The organism is Candidatus Nitrosocosmicus sp. T, from assembly GCF_054408485.1.
This window is the reverse complement of the sequence record NZ_CP166992.1, coordinates 2,214,015-2,227,677: the sequence shown is the minus strand read 5'-3', so window position 1 is coordinate 2,227,677 and position 13,663 is coordinate 2,214,015. Positions and strand designations below refer to the sequence as shown.

Annotated in this window: 13 protein-coding genes and 1 tRNA gene; 10 read left to right on the top strand and 4 right to left on the bottom strand. The window is 33.6% G+C overall.

Translation table 11 applies throughout. From position 1 onward, the window contains the following. The first annotated feature begins 132 nt into the window (after positions 1–132). From AB0A59_RS11320 to AB0A59_RS11300, 5 genes are all read left to right on the top strand, one after another. Positions 133–1,191 carry a diacylglycerol/lipid kinase family protein gene (locus tag AB0A59_RS11320; protein WP_458743864.1) on the top strand — a complete coding sequence of 353 codons (1,059 nt, stop codon included), beginning with the start codon at positions 133–135 and terminating at the stop codon, positions 1,189–1,191. Between the two features lie 96 nt (positions 1,192–1,287). Beyond that, on the top strand, positions 1,288–1,587 hold the full coding sequence (locus AB0A59_RS11315; protein ID WP_458743862.1) for a hypothetical protein: 300 nt from the start codon (positions 1,288–1,290) through the stop codon (positions 1,585–1,587). A 188-nt stretch (positions 1,588–1,775) separates the two neighbouring features. Next, the gene (locus tag AB0A59_RS11310) at positions 1,776–2,726 is read left to right on the top strand and encodes a hypothetical protein (protein ID WP_458743860.1); all 951 of its coding nucleotides are present in this window, start codon (positions 1,776–1,778) and stop codon (positions 2,724–2,726) included. A 510-nt stretch (positions 2,727–3,236) separates the two neighbouring features. Then, positions 3,237–3,626: a DUF1428 family protein gene (locus AB0A59_RS11305; RefSeq protein WP_458743858.1), complete on the top strand. Its 390-nt coding sequence runs from the start codon at positions 3,237–3,239 to the stop codon at positions 3,624–3,626. 566 nt (positions 3,627–4,192) lie between these two features. Further along, positions 4,193–5,077: an SDR family oxidoreductase gene (locus AB0A59_RS11300; RefSeq protein ID WP_458743856.1), complete on the top strand. Its 885-nt coding sequence runs from the start codon at positions 4,193–4,195 to the stop codon at positions 5,075–5,077. A 32-nt stretch (positions 5,078–5,109) separates the two neighbouring features. Here AB0A59_RS11300 and AB0A59_RS11295 read toward each other — a convergent pair whose 3' ends face one another. Further along, positions 5,110–5,304, bottom strand: coding sequence for a hypothetical protein (locus AB0A59_RS11295; RefSeq protein ID WP_458743855.1), 195 nt, complete (start codon positions 5,302–5,304; stop codon positions 5,110–5,112). A 1,250-nt stretch (positions 5,305–6,554) separates the two neighbouring features. On the opposite strand from AB0A59_RS11295, the gene AB0A59_RS11290 reads away from it, so the two are divergent. The 3 genes from AB0A59_RS11290 to AB0A59_RS11280 all read left to right on the top strand — a co-directional run bounded on the left by AB0A59_RS11290 (position 6,555) and on the right by AB0A59_RS11280 (position 9,633). Then, positions 6,555–7,634 carry a hypothetical protein gene (locus AB0A59_RS11290; protein WP_458743853.1) on the top strand — a complete coding sequence of 360 codons (1,080 nt, stop codon included), beginning with the start codon at positions 6,555–6,557 and terminating at the stop codon, positions 7,632–7,634. A 322-nt stretch (positions 7,635–7,956) separates the two neighbouring features. Further along, the gene (locus AB0A59_RS11285) at positions 7,957–8,571 is read left to right on the top strand and encodes an integrase (protein WP_458743851.1); all 615 of its coding nucleotides are present in this window, start codon (positions 7,957–7,959) and stop codon (positions 8,569–8,571) included. Positions 8,572–9,162: 591 nt separating this feature from the next. After that, positions 9,163–9,633: a pyridoxamine 5'-phosphate oxidase family protein gene (locus AB0A59_RS11280; RefSeq protein WP_458743849.1), complete on the top strand. Its 471-nt coding sequence runs from the start codon at positions 9,163–9,165 to the stop codon at positions 9,631–9,633. Positions 9,634–9,804: 171 nt separating this feature from the next. Here AB0A59_RS11280 and AB0A59_RS11275 read toward each other — a convergent pair whose 3' ends face one another. After that, entirely contained in the window at positions 9,805–10,770 is a 966-nt protein-coding gene (locus AB0A59_RS11275) for a hypothetical protein (RefSeq protein WP_458743847.1), read from the bottom strand. A 314-nt stretch (positions 10,771–11,084) separates the two neighbouring features. Here AB0A59_RS11275 and AB0A59_RS11270 point away from each other — a divergent pair, with 314 nt between their 5' ends. Next, entirely contained in the window at positions 11,085–11,474 is a 390-nt protein-coding gene (locus AB0A59_RS11270; RefSeq protein WP_458743845.1) for a VOC family protein, read from the top strand. Positions 11,475–11,788: 314 nt separating this feature from the next. Here AB0A59_RS11270 and AB0A59_RS11265 read toward each other — a convergent pair whose 3' ends face one another. Together AB0A59_RS11265 and AB0A59_RS11260 are read right to left on the bottom strand one after the other, a co-directional pair. Beyond that, entirely contained in the window at positions 11,789–12,145 is a 357-nt protein-coding gene (locus tag AB0A59_RS11265) for a DUF3800 domain-containing protein (RefSeq protein ID WP_458743843.1), read from the bottom strand. A gap of 476 nt (positions 12,146–12,621) precedes the next feature. After that, positions 12,622–12,696, bottom strand: a tRNA-Val gene (locus AB0A59_RS11260). A gap of 564 nt (positions 12,697–13,260) precedes the next feature. Between AB0A59_RS11260 and AB0A59_RS11255 the strand changes: the two genes are divergently transcribed. Continuing rightward, positions 13,261–13,656, top strand: coding sequence for a response regulator (locus tag AB0A59_RS11255; RefSeq protein WP_458743842.1), 396 nt, complete (start codon positions 13,261–13,263; stop codon positions 13,654–13,656). Positions 13,657–13,663: the final 7 nt, after the last annotated feature.

Genomic DNA, 13,663 nt, shown 5'->3' with positions numbered 1-13,663 from the left:
AATTAAAATAGAAAAAGAGTTGTAAATCAATCTCAAATTTACTTATGAGATTATTTGACAATCATATTAGAGTATGACCTATAAACAAATATAGTGGCAATCTGGACTTTTAAAAGAAAGAAGGCATTCTATATGACTAAAAAAAAATCCATAGTTATTGTAAATCCAAATTCAAGCGGAGGTCAAACCGGTAAAGATTGGGATTCTAAACATGCTATTTTAAAAAAATATTTTGGAGAAGACATCGAATACATATTTACAGAGAAAGCCAACGATGGTACCACTCTAACTCGAGAATATCTCCAAAAAGGTTATACCAATATAATCCCTATCGGAGGGGACGGCATGCTCAATGAAGTTGCAAATGGATTTTTTAAAATAAGTTATGATAAAGAATTTAATTTACAGGACAAAACAGCTGATGTAAATCTGTCCAAATTTATTCATATAGAATATGTTAATTCAGAAGCTATATTAACAGTCCTTCCAGGTGGAACGAGAAATATCTTAGTAAAGTCATTAGGATTGCCATCAGATTTCGAAGAATGTTGTAAGGTTGTTACTTCAACTGATAGTTACAAAAAAATCGACATTATAACAGCAATTGTCCGCAATAGAAAAGACGACAAAGAAGAAGAAGAAAAAGGAGATTATGTCAGTAGGGTTATTTTAAATGCAGCTGAAATAGGAATTGGAGCAGAAGTAATAAACAGGTCTAAAATGGTAAGAGACAGAATTAGCAGTCGTCTGCTATCAACCATTACAGGAGTACTTGCGACAATACCAACCTATCAAAGCAATGTTTGTGAATTGATTGAATTTTTCAACGATACCGATGATGCAAACGTAAAAAAGCTTTTGACCAATATGACGATGGCGATGGTATCAAATGGCAGTATTATGGGAGGAGGATTCAACGCAGCAACTAAAGCTGAAATGGATGATGGATTACTCGATACTATAATAGTAAAAAATTCGGGTGGACTCAAAATACTTGATAAACTTGCAGATATAAGAAGGGGGGAAGAGGCTATTGATAATGAGGATGAAATTTATTATGGTCAATCACAATCTATTGCATTATTAACCGACCTTGAAAATAACATTACAGTATCAGTAGATGGAGAGCCAATAGGTATTTTACCCTCGTATTTCAAAGTTTTTCCATTAAGTATAAACGTTAAAGAATAGGATTACTAACAGAAGCAAAAAAAGATTACTAGAGGTTGATAACATAATTCTAGATAAATTATAGAAAACTCGCACACTCAATCTCTAGAGAGAAACATGTTTGTTGCTGAAAGGTTTCTGTCATACATTGTAAGAGACCATGGAAAACATCCAGTTTCTACAGATGGAGGTACCTGGTATCTACAAGCCTGTCGATTCTTGAAACTAAAACATCATATTCGTTCCTCCTACGAAAAAAACATTATTGAGAGAACAATGCAATACATTAAAGACAGAACTGAAAGTTTTGATGATTACTTTCCCTACAGGTTAAAGAATTGCAAGATAAAACATACAAAAAATTGGTTGAATCTATTTGTCGACTATCACAACAGAGAATTACGAACCGCTAACTGAACAGGACCTGCTTTAAACAAGAAAAACATTAATATTAATTAAAGGTAAATCAGATAAAGATAAGTATAGTAATGATTTTTTTTTTGCTATTAATTTGTTATTTAATGATTTTATAATACAATTAGCATAAAAAAGTGATATAATGAATTCTCTGATACCTATAAAATTAAATTAACACTTTTGGTTTTATGAAATTCGATTCTAAAGTTATGCTTACTATTGGTATCATTATTACCTTAGGTCCTTTGAATTTAGCACCATTTGATTCAGTATATGCTCAATCGAACAGTTGCAGCAATCTTTCATCTAAAAGTATGGGTGGAAATTTAGGTCAAAATGAAAGCAACGTGAATGGTACCGAGAGTCTACCTAATCTGAGATATTGCTTCCCATATCAAAATTGTCAAAATGAAAGCAACGTGAATGGTACCGAGAGTCTACCTAATCTGAGATATTGCTTCCCATATCAAAATTGTCAAAATGAAAGCAACGTGAATGGTACCGAGAGTCTACCTGGACCACAGGGTGAACGTGGTACTGCGGGTGAGACCGGACCCGCAGGTGAGACAGGACCCGCAGGTGAGACAGGACCAGCAGGACCCGCAGGACCAGCAGGTGAGACAGGACCACCAGGAGCACCAGGAGAACAAGGACCCGCAGGTGAGACAGGACCCGCAGGACCTCAAGGAGAGAAAGGAGACACTGGAGCCACAGGGCCTATGGGACCTGAGGGACCACAGGGACCACAAGGTGCCGTAGGACCCATAGGACCACAAGGACCTCAGGGAGAAACAGGTGCAACTGGAGCCACAGGACCTATGGGACCTCAAGGAGAGACAGGACCAGCAGGACCGCCTGGACCACAAGGTGAGCCTGGACCTCAATCAGTATTCGGAAAAATATATAGGGTAAATGGACCCATCGTTGCTGCGGCGTTAAATGTTCCAGCGCTATCTCAAGCTTTTTGCAATCCGGGAGACTCGATTATTTCTGGAGGTCACATCTATAATCTGGGGGGAGGATCTATTAGATTTTTCAGCAGTGAAGGTGATCTTGTGAATAATTCTTGGACAGCACAATTAACAGCAACTGCTGCTCACGACGTCATGTCTATTGCATATTGCTTTGATAACCCCTAATTTTTTATAGTCTCTTAATATAGTTAAGGTCGCAATCTCCACGATGCAGGGTAAATCAAAGACAAAATTTACGAAATGCTTGGGCCAAATTTAAGATCTGTTAAAAATATGGGCCGGGTCGGATGCAGGGCATATTTGCCCGTAACCCGCATTTCAAAGATTAACTAGTCCGGATACTGGCATTAAATCCAATTACCAAATTTTTATGTCTTGTTTGATTCTGTTGGGATTCGGTTCTATATTGAATTGAATTTATGAACTACTTTGCGAAATCAAAAGGAAATGACAAACTTTCATTGTCATTCAAAAGTTACCCGATCATTCATCATTTACGGAGGTATTCATGATTAAATATTAAACCTATCCCTCATTTGTATGAGACTTTAATAAAAATAGCATCAGATTAAACCGATAAACATTGATGAGACCAACTCATCATGATGACAATATAATGGTAGTATACTCTTGATCCCTTTGGCATTTATATAAGATCTAATTAAATTGAATTGCATGAGCACTTCAGACAAATTTGCAAAGAGAGATCTCAGCGGTATAATCCAAATCTATTTTATTCGTGCCCCAAAGAAGAACCGGGGCGCTTTAGCAAAGATTGGCGAGGAAACTGATGATTTTTTCAGAAAACATGGCGTGACAAAATTCTTGTATAGATTGAATACAAGAGAAAATATGACGGATTTTGTAAATCTGTCAAAAATCATTTCTGCTAATGACGATGAAGATGTAAATTTAGAAATACTGTCTTACAGAGATGCCAAGCATGTAGAGGAAGTTATGAAGGCTATGGAAGGCGATAAAAAGGCTAAAGAAGTGTATGAAGAATCTATGAAACTCATTACACCTGGATCAATTGTGTTTGGAGATTTCACATCAGACCAATAGGAAATAAACTCATTAGTCATTTTTCTTCCCAGAAGGATAGTATCAACTGGCAGATGTAACCGGGTTACTCATGCTGTAAGTTCTTCGTCCCAATCCCAGACCATTCAATCCATTTCATTATTTGGTCCTGCTATATAACCATCTATGGACATTTGTGTTCGTAGTTTTAATTTTCTCCCCATTGCTTGTTTGTTGTCATTCAACTATGTTCTCTCCCTACCTCCCTCAATTCATTTACGGATCCTGCTTTCTCCCTCTGATTTACTCAATTCATTCAAAAACACATTCTTGAAAATCAGAATTAGTCATTAAGAATAGGACAATAAGAGACTTCATAAGTATAGACGGAATCAAAAGCATATACAAATTATACATGGTTTTGGAATTTCTAGAGGTTATTCACTCAAGGTTTTCAAATTACTATTTCTCTTCTACCTTTGATCGATTGACCCAAAAGATGCTACAAAATACCCTTTTACTCATAGAAGACTACAACGTTTTTGAAGAATAAGAGATAGGGGCAAAATCAAGTCAACCTATAAATAATTTATTCTAGTTATTTTAGAATGACTGAAACAATTCTCGTAACCGGTGCTACAGGGACATTAGGGAGTGAAGTTATAAAACAGCTATCTAATGATTCAACTAACCATTTAATTAGAGCAGCAGTTCATTCAATTGAAAATGCAAAAAAGATAAATTTTCCAGGTGTAGAATTTATTCAAATAGACTATAATGAACCTGATAGTTTGACTAACGCTTTTAGTAATATCGATAGACTTTTTCTTCTGACACACCCTTCTCCTAATACTGTTAAACAAGAGTCCAATATGATCAATGAAGCAAAGAAAGTAGGAGTCAAACATATAGTGAAACAATCAGTAATGGGTGCAGACGATGACAATCCAAAAGTGGAATTGATGCGCCACCACAGAGAAGTAGAAAAACTTATAGAAGAATCAGGGATTGAGTATACCTTTCTTCGACCAAATGAATTTATGCAGAATTTAATAACTTTTCACGGTCCTGTAATTAAGAACACTAATGCATTCTACTTACCGATGGAAAACGCAGAAGTGAGTATTGTTGATGTTCGTGATATTGCAGCTGTTGCAGTGAAAGTACTAACTGAAGATGATTTGGAGAGAGTCGGTAATAAGGCATTTACAATAACCGGACCAAAAGCTTTATCATATAATAAAATTGCCGAGATACTGTCTGACGCTACTAATAAAAAGATCGAATATGTCAACATATCTGAAGGAGATGCTAGGTCCGGAATGAAAGAAGCTGGCATGAATGATTGGCTTATAAATGCAATATTAGAGCTTAACAAATATTTTCGAGAAGGACATGCTTCACAAGTTACGTCTGTTGTTGAAGACATAACTGGAAAGAGTGCGAAAACTTTTGATGAATTTGCCAAAGATAATGTGGATTTCTTTAAGTAACGTTCTCCTTTTTTTAAAAGCCTTACAAACCTTTAAATGATAAAGTAATTTGATGTTAGTATATTTATTAAAGATCTGAAATCGATATGCAAATGGAACCGAGACCTTATAATAATTAATTCTACGATAATTAGTGGAATACTTATTCTGCTGACCATCTCGTCATTTTCCCCGGGTGAATTTCCAAATCGCTCTATTTTTGTAACTCTTGCAGTTCTGAGTGTCATATTTTTTCAATATCATCCTTGCATGTATTGTCAGGCAATACAAAAAAGCCAAAAAATATATTCAGATCGGTTTTGGCTTTGTCATCTGTTTTATGATTTTTATAGGCGTGGTGAATGTTATAAATATTAATATTATAGAACCAGAATTTTGGGAAGGACCCATTACTTCTAAAATCGCTACAAACATAATAATATCAATATTAGCAGAACTAGATAACCATATATTTATTCACAATCCTCATTAATGTAATATCAAATTGAAATTAACCCTCAAAAGTAGCCAAGGCGATATAACATTCCATCTTTTTATTAATCTAATGCCAGAATAAAGTAGTCAATTTTAAGAAAAGACAAGTATAAATATTATATCGATACTATTAATGAGTATCGGATTCGGTGGAGGGATTAAGTTCGGTATATTATGCGGGTTCGGTGGCATGTGAAACAAATTTGACTCGAATCTATCACTCTCTCATAATCATCTAGACACTTCATTCATGCCAAGTCTGGGCTCGTGAGGATTAAGTTTCCGGTGGAAGTAGGGTTCTACTGTAATTTTATAATATGCAGTATAATCGAATTAACAGAAATAATGATCTAAAAAGTCTCAAGTTAATTCTCTCTGAGAATTGAAATTAAAGGAATAGAATGAGAACACAATTAGCATATGCAGGCATTGGATCTTGGTATTGAGATCTGTTTGCGCATCTCAAGACCTTTATTGGCTTTCGTCAAAGCCTACATCCTTTTGCAGAAGGAGTATGTATATACGTGTAATTAAGATAAATTATTTTCTATAGTGGAATTTTTTGCCTTTGGTTTATGGTTATTGTTTTATCCAAATATTAATAGTGACAATTTAATGTATTCCAGTCTAATAGGTTAATACATCTGGATTTTATCAGTTACTCAAGGAAGTTTTTATTTAACACGTTGTTAGAAAACCGCCATTTTGTATGATCATCTAGGAATAGATTTATTATGTAAGAATAACAATGAGAAATAATATTAAAGTAGATATAGACAAGAGTAGAAACAGTACTTCATATCAGGTCTCATTGTTATGGAACGGGTGTCTGTCATTATGGTTGTTGATGATACTCCTACTAACTAGGTGCTGCAGTTTTGTTTGAGGATTATTTTAATACATTCATATCAATTAACTATTTCTGTGTTGTTGGCAAGGTTTTTCTTGCCAACATAAGACTTTAATCCTTTTTCATTGTTTACAATAGACTATAGAGTAGAATTTGTTAAGCAATAATCTTATTTCTGTCATAATAGGTATTATTGCTTTACTTTTGACTTCTTATATTCATGACCTCGTCAATGAAACTAACTCCATCAACGGTAGTGTTTGCAATTACAATAATTCTAATGCTGATTCTGTATACCCACGTTTAACAGTAAAGTTAAACGATACTTTTGATGAAGTTGATAACGACCAACCTGTGAAGAATATGACACAAGTAGAATTATTGTTTAATGAAAAATCAGTTATTTTGGATTTAGGATGCGATAATACTATTTGGAGTATTGAATTATACTGGAATCTTGCAGACACAATACAATATAACTATACAATAAAAATAGCAACTTCAAATAATATAACTACAAAAATAATCAGTTCCACTACTAACGATACATTAGGTAATATATTACCTTCAATTGGAACTGGAAATAGTATAGGACGATATGTAGAGATCACGATTAATGAACCAAGAAATATGTCATTTGATAATTTGCAACTTGTATCAGTTATTTTCTATCATCCTATTGTCATTGAAAAGAAAACGGATATAGAATCTTGGAATACGTTTGATAATGACTATCCTGATTCAATATCAATTAGTAATTTTACTCATTCGGTAAACCTTGAAAGCATATATGAAATTAAATCTGGAGATTCTGATATTGTATTGAATCCTAACTTTGTTTTGTCAAAAGAACCTGTTTTAGATATTGGATTAGGAAATGTTATTTCCTTTGGTATAAACTATAGTCATATCGAAGGAGCGAGATCAAAAATAGAAGTCAAAGACGATATTGGAAATATGAGAGAAGTCCCAATTTTTGACCTAAAACAATTAAGTTACAATGATTTTCGAAATTCAACACCCGGTTTAAAGACGTTTTACTTTCTACCGTATCTAGCCTATTCTGATAATCCGATCGATACAAGGTCACCTGATTTATATTATGAAAACAGGTCGCTTTCTTTCATTAACAAAACTTTGTCAGAAGGACTGCCAGCAAACCTGACAATATCCTTCGCGCCGGATTCTGAAACAATCGTCTATTACAAAACCAAGGTTAGTGTTTCTAATTAAAGTCACATTATTATTAGATTTTATCATAAAATTTGTTATAATACACAGTAGGGATAATTTACCTATGCGATCACAAAAGTGGTTTAAAGTATTAAGATCAATTCGTCCGTTAACGGTGGGATAATAATGTTAAATTCAAAGAGTACTTGAAATCTCAAAACTTGAAACATAAGACGATAAATGATCTTTATAGATATGCAATTCAGTACAAACACATATTGAATGAAAATCCTTCGGAATTATCTACATATCCTAATAGTAAACGCAGACATATTATGAGGGCGTTAGATGCATATTCAAAATTCACAGGAAAATATGATAAATGGCAGATTATAAGAAAAAGTACCAATTTAAGTGGTCTGCTACAGATTCACTGGCTGGATTTTATAATATTTTAAAGCCCGATGGCGACTTTACAAAAATGTTAGAATGGATAACAACAACAATAAAATCGTATCCGCGATTTGCTAATATTTTGATATTCAATGTCCTTACTGGTTTGCGACCTCAAGAAGCAATTGATTCTTTTAACCTGTTGCTTTCTGATAAAAGACAAGACTATTTGTCTAGAGATGAAAAACTATTAGAGCATTTTAAATTCCCTGAAATATTCTTAAGAAGAACGAAAAAAGCATTCATATCTATTACTAATAAGGAATTGATTTCATTAGTTGAGGGCCAAAAACCCTTAACTTATGATACGATTAAAATTGCAATTACTAGGAAGGAGCAAACTGGGTTTAAGATGTCCTATTGTAGAAAGATATTTGCTACTTTCCTAAGAAATGAGGGTATAGAGGCGGAAATTATAGATTTATTACAAGGAAGAATTCCTGATTCTGTATTTGTAAGACACTATTATCGACCAGCAATGAGTAAATTCGATGAAATAAGGAATAAGATGTGTAAACTAAATAAAATGATGAATGAATCCTAACCCTATTAACCAATGCTTCTACCCGCGGAAGTTTTGCTCTCCTATAAGACCTTACACGAATGATCTAGGGTTAAAGATTTACTATAAGGTAGGATTAGTAGTTCTGTGTTTGTCAACCATCACTATTATCGTCCTGACATAAACGAGATAATAACAAAGAAGATAAGGCCTGTGTTGGACGAATTGACTAAGGAAATGCAAAATTAAGTACGTATTTATAGCCATTGTAAAATTATTTTTCATGTTCTAATCGGTATGAGTTGTAATGGAATATGTGTAAAGTTCAAAGCGAAAAGAAATCATGATATCCCATCCAGATATAAAGATGGACAGAAAAGATGTAGCATTTGTGAGATATTCATACACTGGAATGAAAATGTATACTGTCCTTGTTGTAACTACAAATTAAGAACTAGAATCTTTTCGAGGTTGGGAGATGAGGAAAAAGTACAGGGAAGAAACAATAAAGAGGTATTAACTAATGATTGAAATATGATTTAATGATACCTTAATTGAATTAAGTGGATTTACGCTCAACAGAGCCGTTTATCTCCTGATACAATTTAAATAGATTAGTACACCGTGTTTTACATGTTAAAAATCCTTAATGGGAATCCAGGATTTGGCGTACCTTTTAATGAAGAAGAAACAGTAAAATTCCTTACAACTGGCAAATTAAATCTACATCTGGGAACTATAGATGAGAAAGGCCATCCAAACGTACATCCTGTATGGTACTACTACGATACTGGAAATTACAGAATTTATATAGAAACATCAAAACAGTCCAAGAAAACAAATAACCTCAGAAACAATACGATTGTTTATTTTTGTATTGATGATCCAAATGTACCCAGAGGAGTACGCGGAGAAGGTGATGTTAAGATTCATGAAGATATTAACTTCAATATTCCTATAGCGGAAAAGATAATGATAAAGTACTTGGGAAATACGGAACATCCAATAGCACAGACTCTATTGAATATGCAGAAGAGTGGACAATCGGTTGTTTTGGAACTCTTTCCAAAATATTACTCTACATGGGATTTAGAGAAACAGTAAACAAATTGCGAAGATTGGTTATAATCAAATAAGGGGATGCAAGCCTTTGGGCCACACAAAGAGTAAAGAGAAACAAATTATCACTTTTTGTTAAAGTTGGAAAAATCTAAGGTGACCCAGGCTTTGATTGTTTACCTTGGAGAAAACTTGGAATAGAGAACAATTCATGAGTTAGGGAGTAGATATGCCTGACAAACTTTGAACTTCATTCCAATACTTTTCAAAAAGAATTTCTTGAACCAAAACATGATTTTTATCATTCAAAAACGATATTCTATATTGATTTAGATCTGCGTAGGTCAACTCAAGAGCCTCTTTATTATCGGTAATCAAAACAAACTCATCGATACTTCCAAGTTTGGTAGAGTATCCCATCTGAAAATGATCATGTGTTTTTCTAGATGCTTCTTTTGTAATTTTGTTAAGCTGGTAAATTAGTGATCTATTGTATCCATCTGTTAATAATTTGATTAATACTCCTTTTCTATATAACACTGAGAGTTTTAGCCAAAAAAGGTCATCATCTGCAAAATAGTCTAGCATTTTAATAGATGAAAGGATTAGCAGTTCCTTTTTACTATGATCAAGAAAAGTCATAATTTCGGTTCGAGCATCGACAAAGTTAGCTAACGTTTTATGAAATTCCGACGTTTGTTTATTTTCTAATTGTTTGTTTTTTTCCTTCAGCGGTATTCCTAGTTTCCAAATCTTGTCGAATAACATTTGCTGTTTCTTAACTAAGGATAGTGAATTACTGAAGAAAGCCTGTTCGGGTCTTTGGTCATCTTCATGAAATACCCATAACATATAAGCTCTCTGATCCATTATACCAAAATTAGTTCTTATATTGTCAAGATGCCTTATTTCATAGTATTTAATACTGTTTATGAATTCTATATTTTCCGGTGCGGTCTCAACTATGAGCCGTATCCTTAGACATCTTTCTTCAATTAACTTTTCCAATACATCAAATCCTTCTCTCAGAAATTTATAATGAAAATTGAATATCTTTTTATCCCAAATTGCATCAAATCCGATAGTTACTACGTCAACCGAATTTAGGATTAATTTCTCCATTTGATTAGCGTCATAAATTACATCGGTTATCTCAGGAAAAGATTGACCTGACTCAATCAATTGTTTGTATATCGCATCTTGCAACTATTTCTAATATATGTAATTGCTATATTTAAAACGTCTTGGTCAAACGACCCAAAATCAACAATATCGACATGTTATTTTGAAGCCTGTTCATTTTGTTTTCTACAAAAAGATAATTAGGGGATAGACTCTAAATCGTATAGAAGATATACTATTAGGATCATGTGCTATAGGGAATACATATGTCCCCAGATTCTACAAGATAGGATTTTGATCTATGATGACAGGTGTTGTCAACTATACAATTGATCTCTTACTAATTTATTAAGTACGCATTTTAATTATGTCCTATGACAACAATAGTACATTTTGAGATTCCTTCAGACAATGTTGAAAAATCAAAGAAGTTCTATGGTGATTTGTTTGGATGGACCATTGAAAAGGTTCCATCTGATATGTTACCTGAAGGTGTCGAATATTGGGGAATCACAACAAAAGATCATGAAGGAAATAATGCTGTTATGGGAGGTCTGATGAAAAGGCATGCTCCAGAACAACAAGGAATATTGAATTATATCGATGTCAAATCAGTAGATGAATACTCTGACAAGGTGAAACAACTAGGAGGAACAGTTAAAGTCCCGAAAATGGCTATTCCAAAAATGGGTTATATGGCTATATGCTCTGACACAGAAAATAACACATTTGGTTTATGGGAGAATGATAAATCAGCAAAGTAACAATGGAGAACCTCTGTAAACCCCAATTCAAGGTTTGCTGATCCAAATTTTTCTAATTTTATGCTTTGTTCCATAAATCTCTCCTACTCATTAACCATCTCTCTTCTTGCTGTTTTCTATGTTCCTCTAAACAAATACTTTTATCATCATCTCCTCTACTGCGTTTTGAAATTTGGTAGCTGACGCATACTCTTAAAATATTTTCCTAATTGTTTAAAAAACAGTTTCAGATATCCATCGACGACCATACTTTCTTTTATGAGGATTATGGAATAGGCTCTTGGTCTTATCGCATATCGATCTTTGTATTTGTACTAGTGTTTATACAGATCAATTGTTACGGAAAGTAAATAACAATTAATTTCCTTTACAATATTAAATATATCATCAGCAACTACTTTCTTTTCAAGACCTGTCATCTTGTCAAATGGATATTTACTTTGAAGGAAATCATTATAGTGTAACTTAAATTTATTGAAATGATCTATATTATGAAAGTATTTTTCTAACAATTCATCCATTCGCTTTCTGAATAAAGGGATATTCTTATCTTCCACAATTATGCCTCCTATGGTGAAGAATCTCGAACTTCCATCTTTTGTCATATCCTGATTAATATTGTACTTTCCCTCATCCCCACTTTCATCTAAATAGAGAGTATACAATGACAAGAGGGATTTATCTCCCAGTTTTATGTCTATAATTTATCAATTCATTCTTGCTTGGGCACTCGTATACTATTGTTCATTCGTAAAGTAGTTCGGGATTTGCTAGATTACTATTGCTAGGGATCGAGGGTTCAAATCCCGCACTTCTTTTGAACAACGTGTCCTCTAATTATCCTGCAAAGGTTATGGTACTACCCAAAGATCAAATATCGGTATCTCAATAATAAATTATTGACCAAATGCTAATATTGTCATAAAGGTCTTAATTCTAATTATATCAGATTAGGTGCAAAAGAATCTTTCAAGAAGGTGGGTCTTTATTGTGTCACATGTGATATTTACTATTCGCCTGATTTGTCAAAACAGTATACTAGTTTAGTACAGGCTCCCAGAACTTGTACAATTGAAAATAATATGATTTTTAGGAAAGAGTATTCAAATAATTTCAACCTGCCAAATAAAAACATGCAAATTTTATATGGGCCGGGTCGGATTCGAACCAACGACCCCCGCCATGTCAAGGCGGTATCTTAACCAGGCTAGACCACCGGCCCTCGTATTATAATTATTGATTTTCTTTTTGCTCTTTATATATAATTGTTCATTCTTCTCTCTAGAATTGGAATGTGAACGGATTTTATGGTTTTCTGTGGTGTTTGAGGTTATAGAATCTAGTTCTTTATTGCAATCTTGGTAAAGAGATAAGGTGGGACTAGAAATTTTTTGTTTTTAGTAAGATCTAATGGGTTGTTCTTGATGTTCCGGACCTTACTGAATCTGGTAAGATCTAGATTTGGAAACAAAGGTGAGAGAAGCGGCAAATCTTTATCCAAAAAATTAGAAATTTTCTTCCTCAATATTGACTTGAGTTTATATTTATATGATTTGGATACTTGTTTTTGACATTGCAAAAATTGTAATTCGCCCTTAGAAAGAAGCGACATATGATAAATATTCCAATCTGAGCTATTAAAAAAGTTGTACCTGTTTTTTTTTACACACCATTGCGGTTTTCTTGAACAGAAATGATCAAATTCTTTCATGTCTTAGGGGTACAATATGCCATTTATGAAGTTCATCACAAATAGTTAAATATTTTGGAATTAAAATAAAGTTTGGTGCAAAAGCCTTTATCTATTCTTATAGTAGATGACGAAGAAGAGCTGGCTACTCTTTACAAGGAATTTATTATAAGAATGGGTTATGACGCTGTATCTTTTACTAATCCATTATTGGCTTTTGAGCATTATAAACAATGCCTTGATAAATATTTTCTAATCATAACGGATTTGAGAATGCCCGGCATGGGCGGGATAGAGCTTGCAAATAAGATAAGAGAACTTAACTCTGCCGTAAAAATATTTTTGATAACAGCTTTTGATGTTGCAGATATACAAAGTCAATGGGCTGTTGGAACAGCGGTATTTGATAGGCTAATTCAAAAACCTTTAAAACTCCCTATGTTGAAAAAAATTATTGAGCAGGACATAATTCACAAAGCTGAAAATAGCTAACTAGTCA